This is a genomic window from Pseudomonas sp. PA-4-8C, from assembly GCF_021606625.1.
Taxonomy (GTDB): domain Bacteria; phylum Pseudomonadota; class Gammaproteobacteria; order Pseudomonadales; family Pseudomonadaceae; genus Aquipseudomonas; species Aquipseudomonas lactis.
Map to the genome: position 1 here is coordinate 1 of NZ_WKCD01000089.1, position 19,395 is coordinate 19,395.

The 19,395-nt window shown below is 59.9% G+C and carries 21 protein-coding genes; 9 read left to right on the forward strand and 12 right to left on the reverse strand.

The window, feature by feature from the left end:
• Window positions 1-102: 102 nt before the first annotated feature.
• Together GIW04_RS15390 and GIW04_RS15395 are read right to left on the reverse strand one after the other, a co-directional pair.
• The gene (locus GIW04_RS15390; protein ID WP_120247391.1) at window positions 103-1,887 is read right to left on the reverse strand and encodes a GMC family oxidoreductase; all 1,785 of its coding nucleotides are present in this window, start codon (window positions 1,885-1,887) and stop codon (window positions 103-105) included.
• 2 nt (window positions 1,888-1,889) lie between these two features.
• The gene (locus GIW04_RS15395; protein WP_236479033.1) at window positions 1,890-2,642 is read right to left on the reverse strand and encodes a gluconate 2-dehydrogenase subunit 3 family protein; all 753 of its coding nucleotides are present in this window, start codon (window positions 2,640-2,642) and stop codon (window positions 1,890-1,892) included.
• Window positions 2,643-2,916: 274 nt separating this feature from the next.
• Between GIW04_RS15395 and GIW04_RS15400 the strand changes: the two genes are divergently transcribed.
• On the forward strand, window positions 2,917-3,567 hold the full coding sequence (locus GIW04_RS15400; protein WP_034134457.1) for a dual specificity protein phosphatase family protein: 651 nt from the start codon (window positions 2,917-2,919) through the stop codon (window positions 3,565-3,567).
• Window positions 3,568-3,675: 108 nt separating this feature from the next.
• On the opposite strand, the gene GIW04_RS15405 is transcribed toward GIW04_RS15400, so the two are convergent.
• Window positions 3,676-3,951 (reverse strand): YheV family putative zinc ribbon protein, encoded by a 276-nt coding sequence (locus GIW04_RS15405; protein WP_003187322.1) that lies wholly within the window; start codon window positions 3,949-3,951, stop codon window positions 3,676-3,678.
• Window positions 3,948-5,999 carry an oligopeptidase A gene (gene prlC / locus GIW04_RS15410; RefSeq protein WP_003187320.1) on the reverse strand — a complete coding sequence of 684 codons (2,052 nt, stop codon included), beginning with the start codon at window positions 5,997-5,999 and terminating at the stop codon, window positions 3,948-3,950. Before prlC ends, GIW04_RS15405 begins: the two co-directional genes overlap by 4 nt.
• A gap of 101 nt (window positions 6,000-6,100) precedes the next feature.
• Here prlC and GIW04_RS15415 point away from each other — a divergent pair, with 101 nt between their 5' ends.
• The gene (locus GIW04_RS15415) at window positions 6,101-6,643 is read left to right on the forward strand and encodes a gamma carbonic anhydrase family protein (protein WP_120247392.1); all 543 of its coding nucleotides are present in this window, start codon (window positions 6,101-6,103) and stop codon (window positions 6,641-6,643) included.
• Entirely contained in the window at window positions 6,640-7,299 is a 660-nt protein-coding gene (locus tag GIW04_RS15420) for an HAD family hydrolase (RefSeq protein WP_120247393.1), read from the forward strand. Before GIW04_RS15415 ends, GIW04_RS15420 begins: the two co-directional genes overlap by 4 nt.
• Before the next feature lie 95 nt (window positions 7,300-7,394).
• Here GIW04_RS15420 and GIW04_RS15425 read toward each other — a convergent pair whose 3' ends face one another.
• Window positions 7,395-8,438, reverse strand: coding sequence for an aminopeptidase (locus GIW04_RS15425; RefSeq protein WP_120247394.1), 1,044 nt, complete (start codon window positions 8,436-8,438; stop codon window positions 7,395-7,397).
• Between the two features lie 110 nt (window positions 8,439-8,548).
• On the opposite strand from GIW04_RS15425, the gene GIW04_RS15430 reads away from it, so the two are divergent.
• On the forward strand, window positions 8,549-8,971 hold the full coding sequence (locus GIW04_RS15430; RefSeq protein ID WP_034134140.1) for a PA0061/PA0062 family lipoprotein: 423 nt from the start codon (window positions 8,549-8,551) through the stop codon (window positions 8,969-8,971).
• A gap of 1 nt (window position 8,972) precedes the next feature.
• Here the strand turns inward: GIW04_RS15430 and GIW04_RS15435 are convergent, their stop codons facing one another.
• A complete protein-coding gene (locus GIW04_RS15435) occupies window positions 8,973-9,212 on the reverse strand; it encodes a DUF1161 domain-containing protein (RefSeq protein ID WP_003187312.1) in 240 nt (79 codons plus the stop codon).
• A 149-nt stretch (window positions 9,213-9,361) separates the two neighbouring features.
• On the reverse strand, window positions 9,362-9,793 hold the full coding sequence (locus tag GIW04_RS15440; RefSeq protein ID WP_003187311.1) for an OsmC family protein: 432 nt from the start codon (window positions 9,791-9,793) through the stop codon (window positions 9,362-9,364).
• Between the two features lie 218 nt (window positions 9,794-10,011).
• On the opposite strand from GIW04_RS15440, the gene GIW04_RS15445 reads away from it, so the two are divergent.
• Window positions 10,012-11,013, forward strand: coding sequence for an LLM class flavin-dependent oxidoreductase (locus GIW04_RS15445; protein WP_014716309.1), 1,002 nt, complete (start codon window positions 10,012-10,014; stop codon window positions 11,011-11,013).
• Window positions 11,014-11,071: 58 nt separating this feature from the next.
• On the opposite strand, the gene GIW04_RS15450 is transcribed toward GIW04_RS15445, so the two are convergent.
• Together GIW04_RS15450 and GIW04_RS15455 are read right to left on the reverse strand one after the other, a co-directional pair.
• Complete coding sequence (locus tag GIW04_RS15450; protein ID WP_034134138.1) at window positions 11,072-11,299, reverse strand: DUF1161 domain-containing protein; 228 nt, start codon at window positions 11,297-11,299, stop codon at window positions 11,072-11,074.
• A 116-nt stretch (window positions 11,300-11,415) separates the two neighbouring features.
• Entirely contained in the window at window positions 11,416-11,631 is a 216-nt protein-coding gene (locus tag GIW04_RS15455) for a dodecin (RefSeq protein ID WP_005783406.1), read from the reverse strand.
• Between the two features lie 157 nt (window positions 11,632-11,788).
• On the opposite strand from GIW04_RS15455, the gene GIW04_RS15460 reads away from it, so the two are divergent.
• Entirely contained in the window at window positions 11,789-12,115 is a 327-nt protein-coding gene (locus tag GIW04_RS15460; RefSeq protein ID WP_003187304.1) for a DUF883 family protein, read from the forward strand.
• A gap of 8 nt (window positions 12,116-12,123) precedes the next feature.
• Here the strand turns inward: GIW04_RS15460 and GIW04_RS15465 are convergent, their stop codons facing one another.
• On the reverse strand, window positions 12,124-13,020 hold the full coding sequence (locus GIW04_RS15465; protein ID WP_003187302.1) for a LysR family transcriptional regulator: 897 nt from the start codon (window positions 13,018-13,020) through the stop codon (window positions 12,124-12,126).
• 109 nt (window positions 13,021-13,129) lie between these two features.
• Between GIW04_RS15465 and trpB the strand changes: the two genes are divergently transcribed.
• The 3 genes from trpB (at window position 13,130) to GIW04_RS15480 (ending at window position 17,152) form a co-directional block, all read left to right on the forward strand.
• Entirely contained in the window at window positions 13,130-14,356 is a 1,227-nt protein-coding gene (gene trpB / locus GIW04_RS15470) for a tryptophan synthase subunit beta (protein ID WP_003187301.1), read from the forward strand.
• Entirely contained in the window at window positions 14,356-15,165 is an 810-nt protein-coding gene (gene trpA, locus GIW04_RS15475; RefSeq protein ID WP_120247395.1) for a tryptophan synthase subunit alpha, read from the forward strand. Before trpB ends, trpA begins: the two co-directional genes overlap by 1 nt.
• 328 nt (window positions 15,166-15,493) lie before the next feature.
• The gene (locus GIW04_RS15480) at window positions 15,494-17,152 is read left to right on the forward strand and encodes an FAD-dependent oxidoreductase (protein ID WP_120247396.1); all 1,659 of its coding nucleotides are present in this window, start codon (window positions 15,494-15,496) and stop codon (window positions 17,150-17,152) included.
• Between the two features lie 34 nt (window positions 17,153-17,186).
• On the opposite strand, the gene GIW04_RS15485 is transcribed toward GIW04_RS15480, so the two are convergent.
• A complete protein-coding gene (locus GIW04_RS15485) occupies window positions 17,187-18,491 on the reverse strand; it encodes an MFS transporter (protein WP_003187298.1) in 1,305 nt (434 codons plus the stop codon).
• Between the two features lie 162 nt (window positions 18,492-18,653).
• On the reverse strand, window positions 18,654-19,395 hold a 742-nt coding region (gene dgoD / locus GIW04_RS15490), incomplete at its 5' end, for a galactonate dehydratase (protein WP_236479035.1).

Consider the following 19,395-nt stretch of genomic DNA (forward strand, 5'->3'; position numbering starts at 1 on the left):
GTATTCACCCTGCTTGATCAGATCGGTTTCGGCGGCGCTGATCGAGCAGCTGCTGAACAGCGCCAGGGAGGCGATAACGAGTGCTTTCATGGTCATCGCTCCTTATGCCTGAACCAGTGGGCCGGGGTTTTTGAGGTACTGCTCGCGAATCGCTCGAGCCGACCAATAGGTCAACGCTGCCACCAGGCCGGTAGGGTTGTAGCCCAACCCTTGTGGGAAAGCGGAAGCACCGGGGACAAATACGTTGTGCACATCCCAGCTCTGCAAGTAGCGGTTCAACGCACTGGTTTTCGGGTCGGTGCCCATGATCGCGCCACCGTTGAGGTGGGTGGTCTGGTACGAGGCGGTGTTGAAATGCTCACCGACCTTTTTACCCAACACGGCGATGGCCTTGGGGTTCATGGCCTGGGCCACTTTGCCCATTTTTTCCATCATGAAGCGGTTCATCTTGATGTCGTTTTCTTGCCAGTCGAAGGTCATGCGCAGCAGCGGCAGGCCGTAGGCATCGCGGTAAACCGGGTCCAGATCCAGGTAGTTGCTGCGGTAGGACTGATGGGCACCGTGGGAATCCATTGAGACTTGATGGGTGTAGTAATCGGCGGTGGCGCGCTTCCAGGCGCTGCCCCAGGCCGGCGTGCCCGGCGGGTTGGACGTACCGGCAATCGGCCGGCTGCCCGCCTGGTTGACCCACATCGGCGAACCACCCACGAAGCCGTGGGGGCCATGGTCAAAGTTGTCGGCGTTGAAGTCGTCGATGGCCACGCCATTGCCGCCCGCACCGATAAAGTTGTTGGTGTAGGTGTCCTTGTCGAAGAACGCCTTGATGGTGCCCATGTTCTGGTAGGCGAAGTTCCTGCCTACCACGCCTTCATTGGTAATCGGGTCGTAGGGTTTGCCGATGCCGGACAGCAGCATCAGGCGCACGTTATGGAACTGGAAGGCGCCAAGAATCACCAGGTCCGCCGGCTGTTCGCATTCGCGGCCCTGGGCGTCGATGTAGGTCACGCCGGTGGCTTTCTTCTTGGTGCTGTCGAGGTTGACCTTGAGCACGTGGGAATTGGGCCGCAGCTCGAAGTTGGGCACTTGGCGCAAGGCCGGCAAGATGTTCACGTTCGGCGAGGCCTTGGAGTACATGTAGCACACGTAGCCACTGCAAAAGCCGCAGAAGTTGCACGGGCCCATCTGCGCACCGTAGGGGTTGGTGTACGGCCCCGACGTGTTGGCCGACGGCAGGTTGTAAGGTTTGTAACCTACGTCGGTCGCCGCTTTCTGAAACAGCTGGGCGGAGACGGTATTTTTCTGCGCCTCCAATGGGAACGGGTTGGAGCGATCTGGCGCGTAGGGGTTGCCGCCACGGCCTTCTCCGACCAACTGGCCTTTGACTGTCCAGGCTTGGCCGGAGGTGCCAAAGACTTTTTCCGCATAGTCGAAAAACGGCTCCAGCTCTTCATAGCTGACGCCGAAGTCCTGGATGGTCATGTCCTTGGGAATGAAGTTCTTCCCGTAGCGCTCTTCGTAATGGCTGCGCATGCGCAGCTCAATCGGGTCGACGCGAAAATGCACGCCCGACCAGTGCAGCCCCGCACCACCCACGCCATTACCCGGCAAGAAAGCGCCCAACTGACGATTGGGCAGGGCGACGTCATTTACGCTGTGGCGAATGGTCACCGTTTCTTTGGAGATGTCCTGGAACAGCTTCTTACGCACGCTGTAGGTCAATTCGTCGATGACCTGGGGATAGTTGCCGTCTGGGTAAGTGTCCTGCATCGGGCCGCGCTCCAGCGCTACCACGTTGAGGCCCGCTTCCGTCAGCTCCTTGGCCATGATCGCGCCCGTCCAGCCGAAGCCCACAATCACTGCATCCACTTTCTTCATGATGGTCGCCACGTTTATGCCCTCTCGCCGCGAATGGAAACAGCCGGGAAGGGGTACTGCTCGTTGCGTTCCACCCAATCCATGAAGTCGGCGCGGGCGCCGGGGAAGCCGATCATGGTCCAGCCGACCATGCCTTTATTGCCACCGTGGATAGGGTCGCAGAAGAAGCCTTCCTTGGTGTTTTGCAGCAAAAGGTTGAAGAACATCTTGGGCGGCACGGCATCGAAATGCGCCGACACTTCGCTGCCGCCAGCTTCCAGACGCCTGAGCATATCGTCTCGGGTAGCGCTGTCTTGCGCAGCAAAAGCTTTACCGTTGAACGCTTTCGACCACGCATCCGTGGCAGCAATGCCCAGGCGATAGATCTCCTTGGGCACCAATTTGCTCTGCCAGCCCATCTCCGGCGCCGCGTCGGCGTTGAACGGGCCTTGCATGAACCACAGGGCGCCACTGGCGTAAGGAGTGTTCATCTGGCGGTCGATGTATTCCGGCGCGCCAGCCTCCAAGGCACCTGGGCCCTGGGCGTCAGCGGGAATCAAGCGCTCGACGGCAGCGTTGATAAACGCCCACTCCTCGGCTGTGAAATAGCTCGGCTCGTAGGCTTTATCGCTGACCGCAGGCTTGGCCGGTTCGGCCTGGGCCGGTTCCGGCGTGGCCATCAGCATCGAACCGCCAAGGCCGGTGCTGGCAACCGTGACCACCGGGATCAAGGTCAAGGATTTGCGTAAAAAGTCACGCCGGGGGTTGTCTTGATCTTGATCAGACATGGGTACACCTCATCATGTGGTCACGGGTTTATCCGCCGCTTCTGGGAGCAGCGTGAAGGCTTGCGGCTAATTGGATCCAAGCAGATACAGCACAATGGCAAACATTAGTTACAAATGATAGCAGGCTAAGAATTCAGAGGCGTCAATTCGACGACAAAAACACCGGATCAGATCGCAAGCATCACGATTCTTTGACACGGACCTCACGCCGTATTGACCCGCCTTGAGTGAGTCTGGGGCCCATCAGCCACTTCCTCGCTCGGTCACAACGTTCATGTTCAACACACGCATACTGCTCGTTCTAGGCCTGGCGCTCATGAGCCTGCTCAACACCGTACAAGCCGATGAGGCTGCGTCGATCCGCTCGCCGGAATGGGCCCAGCCGGTGGGTAACCAATACAACCTGCATCAAATGACACCCACGCTCTATCGCAGTGCATTGCCGGATGAGCGTGCGCTGCCCCTGTTGCAAACGCTCAAGATCGCTACGGTCATCAACTTCCTGCCGGAATCTGATGCGCAGTGGCTCCAATCATCTGATATCAAACAGGTGCAGTTGAGCTATCGCACCAACCACGTCGACGATTCCGACGTGCTGGCGGCGATCAGGGCGATTCAGGCAGCAGAGGCCGATGGCCCGGTGTTGATGCACTGCAAGCACGGCGCCGACCGCACCGGCCTGATGGCAGCGATGTATCGGGTGGTGGTGCAGGGGTGGAGCAAGGAGGATGCGCTGAACGAGATGACCTTGGGCGGCTTTGGCAGCAGCAACGGTTTCAAGGATGGCGTTCGCTACATGATGAAAGCCGATGTCGACAAGTTGCGCACAGCTTTAGCAAATGGGGATTGCAGCACCAGCGCGTTTGCGTTGTGCTCAATGAAAGACTGGATCACCACAACGGGCCAGGCAGAGAAACAACTGTAGGAGCGAGCTTGCTCGCGAAAAACTCAACAGCGACGCGCTTATCCAGGATAGCGCGCGTTATCGTTAACGTTTTTCGCGAGCAAGCTCGCTCCTACAGGGGGTGCGGGGTTAGTCTTTTTTCAGCTTCGGGTTCGGGAAGAACTGCACTGCCTGCACTTTAGGATCCGCCGGCGCTTTCAGCGCGGTGGTATTGACCCTAGTGCCCAATTCCTTGGGCACCGACAGGCCTTGATCATTCAGCGTATCGGTATACCCGCAGGCCACGCACTCGCGGTGCGGCACGTTGTCTTCGGTCCACATCTTCAACTTGTCCGGCTCGCTGCACGCCGGGCAGACAGCCCCAGCGATAAATTGCTTTTTGGTGATCACAGGCCCTTCACTCATGCTGCCGCGTCCTCACTCAGGCCGCTGTGGCGCAAGAGTGCGTCAATCGACGGCGCGCGTCCGCGGAAGTCGACGAACAGCACCATCGGCGCCTGGGAACCGCCACGGGCCAGGATGGCTTCACGGAACGCCCGCCCGGTCTGGGCATTGAGCACGCCGTCTTCTTCAAACTTGGAGAACGCGTCCGCCGACAGCACTTCGGCCCACTTGTAGCTGTAGTAACCCGCCGCATAACCGCCGGCGAAGATGTGCGCGAAACTGTTGGGGAAGCGGTTGTAGGCCGGTGGGCGCATGACCGAGACTTCATCGCGCACGCCTTCCAGCACCTGGGCCACACTGCGACCATCGCCATGGGTGGCGTGCAATTCAAAGTCGAACAGCGAGAACTCCAGCTGACGCACCATCATCAGGCCGGACTGGAAGTTTTTCGCCGCGAGCATTTTCTCCAGCAGGTCCTGGGGCAGGGGCTCGCCGGTTTCGTAGTGGCCGGAGATCAGCGCAAGGCCTTCAGGCTCCCAGCACCAGTTCTCCATGAATTGGCTCGGCAGTTCCACCGCGTCCCACGCCACACCGTTGATACCGGATACTCCGGCATGTTCCACGCGGGTGAGCAGGTGATGCAAGCCATGGCCGAATTCGTGGAACAGGGTGGTGACTTCATCGTGGGTCAGCAGGGCAGGCTTGCCGCTGTCGGCCGGGGTGAAGTTGCACACCAGGTTGGCGACGGGGCTTTGCAGCACGCCATCAACGGTACGGCGGCGGTCACGGGCGCCATCCATCCAGGCACCGCCACGCTTGTTGGCGCGGGCGTACAGGTCGAAGAAGAAACGCCCGACGTGCTCGCCGTTTTCCTTGATTTCGAACAAACGAACATCCGGGTGCCAGGTGTCGAAGCCTTTGAGCTCAGCAATCTCGATGCCGTACAGGCGCTGCACAATGGCAAACAGGCCGCCCAGCACTTTGTCGATGGGGAAGTAGGCGCGTAGCGCTTCCTGGGACACGCTGTAGCGCTGCTCACGCAGTTTTTCGCCGTAGAAACCGCTGTCCCAGCTTTGCAGATCAGGGCAGCCTTGCTCGGCGGCATAGGCCTTGAGCTGTTGCAGGTCCTGGGCGGCAAACGGCTTGCTGCGCTTGGCCAGGTCACGCAGAAAGCTCAGCACCTGGTCGCTGGACTCGGCCATCTTGGTGGCCAGGCTCAGCTCGGAGAAGGACGCATAACCCAGCAATTGGGCCAGTTCCTGACGCAGGTCGAGGATCTGTTCCATCACCGGGCCGTTATCGTTCTGACCGGCATTCGGGCCTTGGTCCGACGCACGGGTGCAGTAGGCGGCGTACACCTCTTCACGCAGGGCACGGTCCTGGGCGTAGGTCATGACGGCGTAGTAGCTGGGGAATTCCAAGGTGATCAGCCAGCCGTCGAGGCCCTTGGCCTGGGCGGCGGCGGCCATTTGTGCCTTGGCCGAGTCGGTCAGACCGGCAAGGGTGGCTTCATCGGTGACGTGCTTGGTCCAGGCCTGGGTGGCGTCCAGCAACTGGTTTGAGAACTTGCTGCCCAGCTCGGACAGCTTGCTCTGCACCTCGGCGTAGCGCTTTTGCTGCTCCGGCGGCAAGTCGATACCCGACAGGCGGAAGTCACGCAGGGAGTGTTCCAGAATGGTTTTTTGCGCCACATCGAAACCGGCAGCTTCCGGGCTGTTGGCCAGGGCTTCGAAGGCCTGGAACAGCTCACGGTTCTGGCCCATTTCGGTAGAGTAAGCGCTCAAGGCCGGCAGGCACGCCTCATAGGCTTCGCGCAGTTCGGCGCTGTTGCACACGGCATTGAGGTGGCTGACCGGGCTCCAGGCCGCACCCAGGCGATCATTGAGTTCGTCCATGGCCAGGACCAGGCCGGCCCACGTCGGATTTTTACCCTGGCTCTGCAGGATCTCTGCGATTGCCACGCGGTTGTCGGCGAGGATCTGTTCGATGGCCGGCTGCACGTGCTCGGCACGGATCGCCGAGAACGGCGGCAGGTCGTAGGACTGCAAAAGAGGGTTGTTCGCGCTCACGGTGGGCACCTTGGCTGAAGAAACATGTAGAACAAAGATGGGGCCATCTTAATTACAATCAACACCCACCGCAGCTATCAGCACAACAGAGAGAGGCTATCGTGACCCTTCGCACCTATCAGAACCACACGCCAACCCTCGGCGCCGGGGCGTTTGTCGATATTTCGGCGGTGGTGATCGGCGATGTCGAAATCGGCACTGACAGCTCGGTTTGGCCGCTGACAGTGATTCGCGGCGACATGCACCGCATCCGCATCGGTGCCCGCACCAGCGTGCAAGACGGCTGCGTGCTGCACATTACCCACGCCGGGCCGTTCAATCCTGAGGGTTTCCCGCTGCTGATCGGCGACGATGTGACCATCGCTCATAAGGTCATGCTGCATGGCTGCACCGTGGGTAGCCGCGTCCTGATCGGCATGGGCAGTATCGTGATGGATGGCGCCGTGGTCGAAGACGACGTGATCATCGGCGCCGGCAGCCTGGTGCCGCCAGGCAAGAAACTCGACAGCGGTTTTTTGTATGTGGGCAGCCCGGTGAAGCAGGTTCGCGCATTGACTGACAAAGAGCGCGCCTTTTTCACCTACAGCGCGGCGAACTACTTGAAGCTCAAAGACCTGCACCTGGCCGAAGGATTCGATCAATGACCCTGGATCACCCCACCGTCCTGTTCGACCTGGACGGTACCCTCACCGACCCGCGTGAGGGCATTACCCGTTCGATCCAGTACGCCCTGGCCAAACTGGGCATTGATGAGCCCGACCTGGCGAAGCTCGAACACTTCATCGGCCCGCCTTTGCTGCAGGCGTTCATGCAGTTTTACGCCTTCGACGAGGCCAAGGCGTGGGAAGCGGTGAATTTCTACCGTGAACGCTTCAAGGTTACCGGCCTGTACGAAAACCGCGTGTTCGACGGTGTCATGCCGTTATTGGAAGAGCTGAACAGCCAAGGGCGCCAGCTGTACGTCGCCACCTCCAAACCGTGGGAGTTTGCCCGCGAGATTGCGCGGCATTTCGACTTTGCCAAGCACTTCAAGGTGATCTACGGCAGCGAGTTGGACGGTACGCGTACCAACAAGGTCGAGTTGATCGCGCATTTGATGCGTGAGGAACGGCTGGACCCGGCCACCACCTTGATGATCGGTGATCGCAAGCATGACCTGATCGGGGCACGCAGTAATGGGCTGGATTCGGTCGCCGTGGGGTATGGGTTTGGTAGTTTTGAAGAGCTGAATGCCGAGGCGCCGACCTGGCATTTCGAGACGTTGGACCAGATGCATCAGGCGTTTTTGCAGCGCCCTTGAGACTGCTTTCGCAGGCAAGCCAGCTCCCACAGTTGACCGCATTCTCATGTTGAAAATCGGTGAACTGTGGGAGCTGGCTTGCCTGCGATAAGGCCCTAACGGCCAACCCTCTCCAACTGCCTCAACGCCGCTTTACGCTGCTCCACCGGCAACCCACCCAACCGCTCCACCGCAGTATAAAACTTCACCCAATCCCCACCTTCCTGCGCAAACAACGCCGCAAACGCCGGCACCCATTGGTCATACAACCCAAACGGCAACAGTCGGGCATTGTTCATCGGCTGGTTGATCCAGGCGTCATAACGCTTGTCACCACCCCATTGGCTATCACGCAGGTGCCGGTATTCGCGGCGCAACTGTTCGAATTGCGCCGCTTTGGCCCGGCGCATCGCGTCCGCTGCCAACGGCTGTGCGTACAACGCCTCCAGACGTTTGCGGGTATCGAGAATCAGCCGGATAAATTGATCGCGTTGCTTCAACGCCGCATCGCCGACAGGCGCCAGGCCCCGCGCCACACGCCATTGCCGGGAGCCTTCCTGCTCGACAAAACTGGCATAGGACTCGTTGAACTCGGTGTCATCCTTCACGTAAAAGCGCTGGTGGGCTAGCTCATGGAAGATTAGCGTGGCGAGGCGCTCATCGCCCCAGCTCATCATCGAACTCATGATCGGATCGTTGAACCAGCCCAGCGTGGAGTAGGCCTCCACGCCACCGATCGACACGTCCATGCCCTGTTGCCGCAACAGTGCCGCCTCGCCCCGCGCCGCGCCTTGGTTGTAGTAGCCGCGATAGGCGACGCAACCGGCGATGGGAAAGCAATGGTTCTGTGGTGACAGAGAGAATTCCTGTGTGGCAAAGACATTCCAGACCACATAGGGTCGGCCAATATCGGCATACAGCCGATAACTTTGGTTGTCAGGCAGATGCAGCTGTTCACTGGCAAAGATTCGGGCTTTCTGCGATTGAGCCAGATGCTCGCGCAGCACTGGCGGGCGAGCAGGGTCGGCGATGACCTCGGCAACCGGCTCCCGGGCCCGCAATAGCTGCCACTGGCCGCTCGCCAACTGGCTGTAATAACTGACACTGGAGCAGCCGCTGAGCAGCACAACCATCAGCCCTGGAAGAAAACGCCTGATCATGCACTGACTGCTCCTGGGAGATTGGTTCGCCAGACTATCGCGCTTGCAGGGGATTTTTCCACGGCATGGCGTGTTTATACTCAAGCCTTTCTTCGTGTTGAGTACCTGCCATGCGCCAGCTTTTGCTTCCCGTCGCCGCTGTGTTCCTCAGCGCTTGCGCCTCTACCCCCATCCCCCCTGTGGACCCGCAGCAGGCCTGGGTCGATTTCACTACACCGACGCCGGGCTCCAAGTTGGTGATGGCTCAGCGCCTGGACGGGAAAAACCTCGACGACGGGCGCTTTTTTCAAATGCCTCCCGGCCCTCACGAGCTGATGGTGCGCTTTGACTTTGAAGTGCCCGCCGGCGGCGGTTTGGGTGGCCTCAGCCAGATGATGTATCGAACCTGCTTCATGACACTGCAGTACGACCACTTTCAGGCCGGCCAGCGCTATGTGCTGGAAGGGCGCTCACTGGCGTTCACGCCCAACATCCGGCTGTACGACTCAACCCGCCAGTTATTGGCCGAAGAGCGCAGCGTGAACTGCATCTGAGTCAGTCGTTGTTCTTTTGGTAGATGATGCGCTTGGTGCCGTTTTCGCACGAACCAACAATCATGGCTTCATCATGGTTCTTGGCTTCTTCGGCGGTGATGATTTCCAGGGTGTAGGACGGAATCGCCTTGGCCTGGATCTTCACTTCGATTTCTTTCCTGAGCTCTTCACAATCTTTTGGCGCGGCCACGGCCGAAGTGGCCAATACACCGCAGATGATTGCCAAGGCAAAACGTTTCATGTGTGGAGCTCCCTGAATGCGCTGCGCACGAGTGTGCGCCTAGGCTGCATGGGCTATTCGACCACATTTTGCAAACACGAGTTCTGATTTAACGCAGAACTAAAATGTGGGAGCAGGCTTGCCCGCTCCCACATAAGATGACTGCCGTGTCAGTTGACCAGCGTGGCATCCAAGGTGATGGTTGCATTTAGTACCTTGGAGACCGGGCACCCTTCCTTGGCTTTTTTGCTCAATTCATCGAACTGTGCCTGGCTCGCGCCTGGGATTTTGGCCTTCAGGATCAGGTGCACTGCTGTAATCGCAAAGCCGCCCTCGACCTGGTCCAGGGTCACTTCGGCCTGGGTGTCGATGCTGTCAGCCTTGAGCCCGGCGTCGCCGAGAATCATGGAAAACGCCATGGAGAAACAGCCGGCGTGAGCTGCGCCGATCAGTTCTTCAGGGTTGGTACCCTTGCCGCCCTCGAAACGGGCCTTGAAGCCGTAGGGCGCTTCGCGCAGCACGCCGGTTTCCGTGGAAATGGAGCCCAGGCCAGTCTTCAGGTCGCCTTCCCAATGCGCGGATGCCTTTTTAACGATACTCATAGCTTTCTCCTCGAACGGTGGTGTTGCGTCAGTAAGGTTCTGAGGATAGACGTCAAAGCAAAGTTCACTTGTAAGAGAAACCTAGCAATCCAGTAGGAAATTTCAGAGCCTCCTATTGAATCTCGGGTATATGCCCTCATTGCATAGGGTATGCACATGCAGCGGCAGGTTTTGGCTCGTTTAAAAAAGCCTGTGCGCCCAATTGGAGAAGCAGGCTTATGAAATCGCTGTCCGACGTAAAATTCTCGACCCTTGACCTGGTGCCCGTGCGCGCCGACGGCAACCCGGCGCAGTCCCTGCGTAATTCCCTGGACTTGGCCCAGCATGTGGAGAAGTTCGGCTACCACCGTTTCTGGGTAGCCGAGCACCACAATATGGACGGTATCGCCAGTTCGGCCACCTCGGTACTGCTCGGTTACCTGGCAGGCGGCACCTCGACCATTCGCGTGGGTTCCGGCGGCGTGATGCTGCCTAACCACGCGCCACTGGTGATCGCCGAGCAGTTCGGCACCTTGGAAAGCCTTTACCCTGGCCGTATTGACCTGGGCCTGGGGCGCGCGCCCGGCTCCGACCAGATGACCGCCCGCGCCCTACGCCGTGAACGCTCCGGCAGTGCCGATGACTTCCCCGAAGATGTGGCCGAGTTGATGGCCTATCTGGGCCCGCGTACGCCCGACCAACGGGTTATCGCGGTGCCGGGCACCGGCACCAATGTGCCGGTGTGGCTGCTGGGTTCAAGCCTGTTCAGTGCGCAATTGGCTGGCGAGCGGGGCTTGCCCTACGCATTCGCCTCCCATTTCGCGCCGCGCTTGATGCATGAGGCGATTCGCGTGTATCGCAATCACTTCAAGCCTTCAGCCGTGCTGGATAAGCCCTACGTGATGCTCGGCATTCCGCTGGTGGCAGCCGACACCGATGAGCAGGCCGATTACCTGGCCACCTCGGTGTACCAGCGTATTCTCGCGTTGATGCGCGGCCAGAGCCTGGTGCAGCGCCCTCCAGTAAAAACCATGGACGGCCTGTGGTTGCCCCATGAAAAAGACGCGGTCGGTAGCTTTCTTGGTTTGGCCATGGTGGGCAGCCCGGCGAAGATTCGCGGCAAGCTGGAGGTGTTGATCGAGCAGACCGGCGCCGATGAGCTGATTTTTACCAGTGACCTGTATGAGCACGCCGATCGGATTCATTCCTACGAGCTGCTTGCACAAGTGATGAAGGGCTGAAATCCAGGCGAAAAAAACCGACGCACTTGCGTCGGTTTTTTATGTCCACAACACGAGATTAACCGCGCTTGTAGGCAATTTCCTTGGTGCCACCTTCGCAGGTGCCAACTACTTTGTGGTCACTTGGCGTAGCACCTTTGTCCACCACTTCCAGCGAATACCCCGAAGCACCCTTGGCGTCGATTTGCGCGGCAATTTCGCTTTTCAGCTCCTCACAAGGCTTGCCCGCCGCCATAGCGGTACCCGCAATGCTCAACAACCCTACCGCCAACAGAAACGTCTTCATCCGTTACTTTCCTTGCGCTGATCAAAAAGAGCGTGCCGACGCTCATCGCGTCGGCACCCGTTGTTTGTAGCGCAGGTTATGGCAATCGGCCAGCGGGCAAAGTTCAACTCTGCCGATCAACTACTGGCAATGCGGAATCCCACTTTGAGCGTGACCTGGAAGTGTGCAGCCTTGCCATCCTTGATGTGACCACGGGTTTCGGTCACCTCAAACCATTCCAGATGCTTGATGCTCTTGTTGGCTTCGGCCAGGGCATTGTTGATCGCGTCTTCGATGCTGGTGGTGGAAGAGCCTACCAGTTCGACTTTCTTGTACGTGTGATGATCACTCATGGCGTTTCTCCTTTAGGTCGTCAATCAAGACTAGCAGCGAATGTGCGTACTGCTTCAGGCGACCGTTGGGAGGCGAAAGTTCAGAATTACTGCACTTTCTGAAACCGGCGCAGTCGGTATCTACACACGCCACTCAATCACTTCAGGAGATGTCCACATGGCCAACACTTCTTTACGCAAAGCGTCGCTGGAAAGCATGGAAGCCGAGATTTCGAGCCTGCTCAAATCTCTGGAGAGCCTCAAGGACGACGCGTCCGATGAGTCGCGCAAAACGCTGAAGGCCTTGAAAAGCAATGCCGAGAACGCCCTCAAGCACTCTCGCCACCTGATCAGCGACGCCTACGAAGAAAGCAAAGTTAAAATCCGCGAAACCAGCGCTGCCACCCGTGACTACGCTCAAGAGCATCCATGGACGACCGCTGGCGTCGCCGTGGGCGCACTGGGCCTGCTGGCGGCTTACCTGCTGTGCAAACGCGGTGACTGATTGACCGGTTAAACCGGTTGGCGCAACAGCTCAGCCTTGAGCCATTGCGCCAACTGCCCGGCGCGCCCATCCGCGGCGCGCTTGGGTAGCCACAACGCCAGGTGCGCCGGGGTTTCGCTGAAGCCCCACGGCGCCACCAGACGACCCGCTCGCAGGTCTTCTGCCACCAGCGGTTCTGGCGCAATTGCCACGCCCAACCCGGCAACCGCCGCTTCCAGCAAATAATACAAATGCTCAAACCCCTGGCCGAGCCTCAGCGCGCCGGGCTCGATGCCGTGTTGCCGTGCCCAACTGGGCCAGGCTTGCGGCCTTGAGGTGGTGTGCAGCAAGGCTTGCTCGGCCAGTGCCGACGCCGGAGCCTGGCGCAGCTGTTCAAAATCGGCGAAGCGTGGGCTCATAACCGGGCCGATACGCTCGCTGGCCAGCTCATACACCTGCATATCCGCTGGCCACGGCGGCTCAGCGAACACCAGCAAGGCATCCAGCCCAGGGCGGCGCGGGTCCAGATCGCCTTCGCCCGCCGACAGGTGCAGGCGCAAATCCGGCAAGTCGGCATTCAACCGCCCCAGCCGAGGGATAAACCAACGCGCCAGCAAACTGCCGGAACAGCCAAGTACGAAAGGTGCATCGGCGCCGCGCTGGGTCAGCTCGGCGCACACGTCGCGTAAACGCTCGAAAGCTTCCGCGCTCGCGTCGCGAAGCCTTCCCCCCGCATCTGTGAGTTTAAGGCCGCGCCCGTCCTTGACGAACAGGCTCACGCCCAAGTGCTCCTCAAGTACTTTCAACTGGCGACTGACGGCGCCGTGAGTCACGTGCAATAGCTCTGCTGCCTGGCTGACGCTGTTCAGGCGGGCGGTGGCTTCAAAAGCGCGCAGGGCGTTGAGGGGAGGGAGGTCGCGGCTCATCTGTGAGTTTTCCTGACAGGTTGCGGCGATCTTATCGGTTTTCAGGCCAAGGCGTCACGCGTAGAGTGACCGTCATTGCCTTTAAACACATTCTTTCCTGGAGCGTCCCATGACTCAGTCCCAGACCGATCTACGCAACGGCCCTGACGCCAACGGCCTGTTTGGTGCGTTCGGCGGCCGCTACGTCGCTGAAACCCTGATGCCGTTGATCCTCGACCTGGCCCGCGAATACGAAGCGGCCAAGGTAGATCCGGCGTTTAACGAAGAATTGGCCTACTTCCAGCGCGACTATGTCGGGCGCCCAAGCCCGCTGTATTTTGCCGAACGCCTGACCGAGTTCTGCGGCGGCGCCAAGATCTACCTCAAGCGCGAAGAGCTCAACCACACCGGCGCGCACAAGATCAACAACTGCATCGGCCAGATCCTGCTGGCCCGGCGCATGGGTAAAAAGCGCATCATCGCCGAGACCGGCGCCGGCATGCACGGCGTGGCCACCGCAACCGTGGCGGCGCGCTTTGGCCTGCAATGCGTGATCTATATGGGCACCACCGACATTGAGCGCCAGCAGGCCAACGTGTTTCGCATGAAGCTGCTGGGCGCCGAAGTCATCCCCGTGGTCGCCGGCACCGGCACCCTCAAAGACGCCATGAACGAAGCCCTGCGCGACTGGGTCACCAACGTCGACAGCACCTTCTACCTGATCGGTACCGTGGCCGGCCCGCACCCGTACCCGGCGATGGTGCGTGACTTCCAAGCCGTGATCGGCAAGGAAACCCGTACCCAACTGCAAGCCCAGGAAGGCCGCCTGCCGGACAGCCTGGTGGCGTGCATCGGCGGCGGCTCCAACGCCATGGGCCTGTTCCACCCGTTCCTGGATGACACCAGCGTCGAAATCATCGGTGTTGAAGCCGCGGGCCATGGCATTGAAACCGGCAAGCATGCCGCCAGCCTCAACGGCGGCGTACCCGGCGTGCTGCACGGCAACCGCACCTTCCTGCTACAGGACGACGACGGCCAGATCATCGACGCCCACTCGATTTCCGCAGGCCTGGACTACCCCGGCATCGGCCCGGAACACGCCTGGTTGCACGACATCGGCCGCGTCCAGTACACCTCGGTGACGGACGACGAAGCCCTGCAAGCCTTCCACAAATGCTGCCGCCTGGAAGGGATCATTCCTGCCCTGGAAAGCGCCCACGCCCTGGCTGAAGTATTCAAGCGCGCGCCAAACCTGCCCAAGGATCACCTGATGGTGGTCAACCTCTCGGGCCGTGGCGACAAAGACATGCAGACCGTGATGCACCATATGGAACAGTCCAAGCAGGAGAAACACTGATGAGCCGCCTGCAAACCCGCTTTGCGCAACTCAAAGAACAGAACCGCGCCGCCCTGGTGACCTTCGTCACCGCTGGCGACCCCGGCTATGACACTTCGCTGGCGATCCTCAAGGGCTTGCCGGCCGCCGGCGCCGACGTGATCGAACTGGGCATGCCCTTCACCGACCCGATGGCCGACGGCCCGGCCATTCAACTGGCCAATATCCGCGCTCTGGGCGCCAAGCAGAACCTGTTGAAAACCCTGCAGATGGTTCGCGAGTTCCGCCAGGACAACAACGACACCCCGCTGGTGTTGATGGGTTATTTCAACCCGATCCACAAATATGGCGTGTCGCAGTTCATTGCCGATGCCAAGGCAGCTGGTGTCGACGGCCTGATCGTGGTGGACATGCCGCCTGAGCACAACGGCGAGCTGTGCGACCCGGCCCAGGCTGCAGGCATCGACTTTATCCGCCTGACCACGCCAACCACCGATGACGTGCGCCTGCCTACTGTGCTCAATGGCAGCTCCGGGTTTGTGTATTACGTGTCGGTCGCCGGTGTAACCGGGGCCGGTGCCGCCACCCTGGAACACGTCGAAGAAGCCGTGACCCGCCTGCGCCGCCATACCGACCTGCCGATCAGCATCGGCTTTGGTATCCGCACACCGGACCAAGCCGCGGCCATCGCACGCCTGGCAGACGGGGTGGTAGTGGGTTCGGCGCTGATCGATCACATCGCCACGGCCAAGAACGACCAGCAAGCCATTGATGGCGTGCTGACGCTTTGCACGGCGCTGTCGGAAGGTGTGCGCAACGCACGCAAGTAACTGCCTGTTCGGTCGGTGATCGGACTGTTCAAACATCACCGATTTATACGCTAGGCTTCAAAAGGGGGCAGGCATCTCGCCTAATGTGTAGGAGCGAGCTTGCTCGCGAAAAACTTACAGGCGCCGCGTTCATTCAGCGAGCACGCGTTATCGTTAACGTTTTTCGCGAGCAAGCTCGCTCCTACACAAGGCTAGGCATCGCGTCTCTCCTTTTTAACGCACTTCGTGCCCTTTGCCGTCTAACCACCTTCGCAAGCCCTGCAGTCCTTGCCCCTCGGTCGTTAAGTTAGCCGCATCAGAAGTCATTCTTGGCTCTTAGGAGTACATCATGGCATTTGATCTCATCACTGTTTCAGACCGTCGCCACTCCACCCTGCAAAAGGGTTTCAATCTGCGCTGGCCCTTGGGAAATGTGCAGGGCCAGTCTTCGCCCAATGGCGCCAACCTGATTTACCTTTGCCGCAGCCCGCAAGACATCATGGACGCCGCCGCCCAGGCATTGGCCCTGCCCAATGGACGCATCACCGTACGCAGCGGCGGTCACTGCTATGAGGGGTTTGTCGCCAACAAGATGCCCGACAGCCCGGATGAGATGCTGTCGATCCTGGATATCAGCGCGCTGAGCCAAGTGGTGTACGACGCCAGCGGGCAGATCGGTTCCGAACTGAGCCCGACGCAGCCCTTTCGCTACCGCTTTCGCCTGGAGGCCGGCAGCCAGATCTGGGACAGCTATAGCGAGTTGTACAAGCGGGCCAACAAGACCTTGCCCGGGGGCTCCTGTTATTCGGTCGGATTGGGCGGGCACATTTGCGGCGGCGGCTACGGTCTGCTGTCGCGCAAGTATGGACTGGTGTGTGACTGGCTCAGCGGGGTCGACATCTTGGTGCCTGACAGCCAAGGCAAAGGGCTCGAACCGCGCCATGTCAGCAGGGACAGCACCCAACAGGACGAATTGGACCTGTTCGCCGCGTGCTGCGGTGCTGGGGGTGGTCAATTCGGCATTATCACCAGTTATTACTTCAAGGACCTGCCACCGGCCCCCAAAGAGGTGCTGTGGCTGGTGTTGGAATGGGACTGGTCAATACTGACCCAGGATGCACTCGAAAGCTTGCTGGTGGCTTACCAGCTGTGGTTTTCCAGCCATCAGAGCAACCCAGATACCTGGGGCCTGGCGACCAAGCTGGAAATGCGCCATCAGCACACAGGCAATATCACGCTGGGCATCCATTATGTGGATAAGGACGGCGAACTGAACGACCGCGCGCCGTTTGATGATTTTGTCGAAAAGATGCTCACGGCCATCGGCTTGCCTGCCACCGAGTCGCTGGTGCCGTTTCATGTGGTCCATTTGCCGCCTGGCACAGCCCGCGGGCGCCCCATCGACTCAGTGTCATCCGCCCAGGCTGCGGCGCGGCGCCTGGATTGGCTGGTGTGCCAGCAAACACTGAATGGTTCGGGAGACAACCAGCGTGGGCGCTATAAGTCGGCCTACCAGAAAGGGGAGTTCAGCCCTCAAGTGCTACAGGCCATCTGGACTACCCTGACATGGCCAGACCCTGACAACCACCTGACACAAAGCCTGATCCAGATTCAGTCCTTCGGCGGCCAGATCAACGCCGCCAGTGCGCCAGTGCGCAAGGAGTCGTCGGCCGCCCAGCGTTCGTCCTTCCTCAAGTGGCAACCTCAGTGTTACTGGCGCGGCGACAGCGCCGCCGCGGACCAAGCCCATGCTGACTGGATCCGAGGGCTGTACTTCAACGCGTTTGCGGATGCTCAAGGTGTACCGCTCAACAACGCGTTCGAAGGCTGCTACATCAATTACCCCGACCTCGACATGACTTACGCAGGGGGTAATCCGGCCAACGGCAAAAACCCCCAGTGGTACAAAATATTCTTTCCCGACCTGATGATCGAAAGCCGCTTGCGCCGTACCAAACAGCGCTGGGACCCGCGCAATGTATTTCGCAACGAGATGTCGGTGCCGTAGAACGAAAAAAGGGCGACCCGCAGGTCGCCCCTTTTTACAGCTCGATCCGCTCGACTTTGCCGACCAGCAATATGTAGGAAAGCGCGCCAAGCAACGCCAGTACTGCAATGTAGGTAATGGCCGGCGCAAACGATGAGCCACTGGCCAGAAAACCAATCACGATAGGCGTGGCAATCGCCGCCAGGTTGCCAATGAAGTTGAACACGCCCCCGGTCAGCCCCAGCAAACGGGCAGGCGCCAAGGTCGACACCAACGACCAGGTGATCGACGCCAGGCCATTGCCGAAAAACGCCACCGCCAGAAACGCGATGACCCACCCCGTCGAGTCCACATAGTTGGCCCCGATGATCGCCGTGGAAATCAGCAGCCCGCTGATGATCGGCAACTTGCGCGCAAAGCCCACCGACGCCCCACGACGAATCAGCCAATCGGAAAACACCCCCGAACACAGCACGCCCACAAACGCGGCCAGGAACGGCAAGGAGGCCAGCAACCCAGACTGGATAAAGTCCATGCCACGATATTTCACCAGGTACGTCGGGAACCAGGTCAGGAAGAACCACAGCGTGGAGTTCAGGCAAAACTGGCCCAGGTAGATGCCCCAAAGCTTGCGCTTGCTCAGCACGATGCCCAGGTCCGTCCAACTGAAGGGTGCCTTGATGGTTTTAGCCTGCATGTCCACCAGCCCGCCACCGTCGCGGATCAGTTGGATTTCGGCTTCGTTGGCGCCTTTGAAATCTTTGGGCTCGCGGTACACCGCGTACCAGATCGCGGCCCATAGGATGCCGACGCCACCGGTTACCACAAACACCATGTGCCAGCCGTACTGATGTTGCAGCCACGCCAGTACCGGGGTGAGGAACGCCAGGCCGACGAATTGCCCAGAAGTGTAGACGCCGATAGCCGTGGCGCGCTCGCGCTCGGGAAACCAGGTGGTGACCACGCGGCTGTTGATGGGATAGGCCGGTGCCTCCAACGCGCCAACGGCCATGCGCAGCACGAACAGCGCGATAAAGCTGGCGGCGAAACCGAGCATTACGGTGGCAATCGACCACAGCAGCAGGGCCGCCGTGTAGAGAATGCGCGGCGGCACCCGGTCTACCAACCAGCCACCCGGGATTTGCATGGCGGCGTAGGTCCAGCCGAAGGCAGAGAAAATCAGCCCGACTTGCACCGGGTCGATCCCCAGCTCGCTGGTCAGCGCCGGAGCGGCAATCGACAGGTTGCTGCGGTCGAGGTAGTTGATAACCACGGTGATGAACAGCAGCACCATGATGAAAAAGCGCTTTCTGCTAGGCGTGACTAAAGAAGCCTGCCCGGTGAGGGATTCAGGGTGCATGGGGGTGCCTCTTTTTATATTTGTTGAGGAAGGAACGCGCTCAATGTGGGAGCTGGCTTGCCTGCGATGGCGGCATGACTGGCACCGCTGCGGTGACTGGCCCACCGCCATCGCAGTCAAGCCAGCTCCCACCTTTTTTAGCGCGTTTCAATCAGGTGGAAATCACCACTCGGCAAAGCTGCCATCGGCATGGCGCCAGATCGGGTTGCGCCAGCGATGGCCGATGGCCGCGCGCTCAACCACATACTCTTCGTTGATCTCAATGCCCAAACCCGGGCCGTTGGGGATCTTCACAAAGCCCTGGTCATAGTCGAACACGCCCGGGTCTCGCACATAGTCGAGCAGATCGTTGCTTTCATTGTAGTGAATGCCCAGGCTCTGCTCCTGGATAAACGCGTTGTAGCAAACCGCATCCAGTTGCAGGCACGCCGCCAAGGCAATCGGGCCCAGCGGGCAGTGCAAGGCGAGGGCCACGTCGTAGGCTTCGGCCATGTTGGCGATCTTGCGGGTTTCGGTGATACCGCCCGCGTGGGAGGCGTCCGGCTGGATGATGTCGACGTAGCCTTCGCTGAGCACGCGCTTGAAATCCCAGCGCGAGAACAGGCGCTCGCCCAGGGCGATCGGCGTACTGGTCAACGGTGCCAGTTCTTTGAGCGCTTCGTAGTTTTCGCTGAGCACCGGCTCTTCAATGAACATCAGTTTGTACGGGTCGAGCTCTTTCATCAGCACCTTGGCCATCGGCTTGTGCACCCGGCCATGGAAGTCGACGCCGATCCCCACGTTAGGGCCGACCGCATCGCGCACGGCAGCGACGTTGGCCAGGGCCAGGTCGACTTTTTCGAAGCTGTCGACAAACTGCAATTCTTCGGTGCCGTTCATTTTTACCGCCGTGAAGCCACGGGCC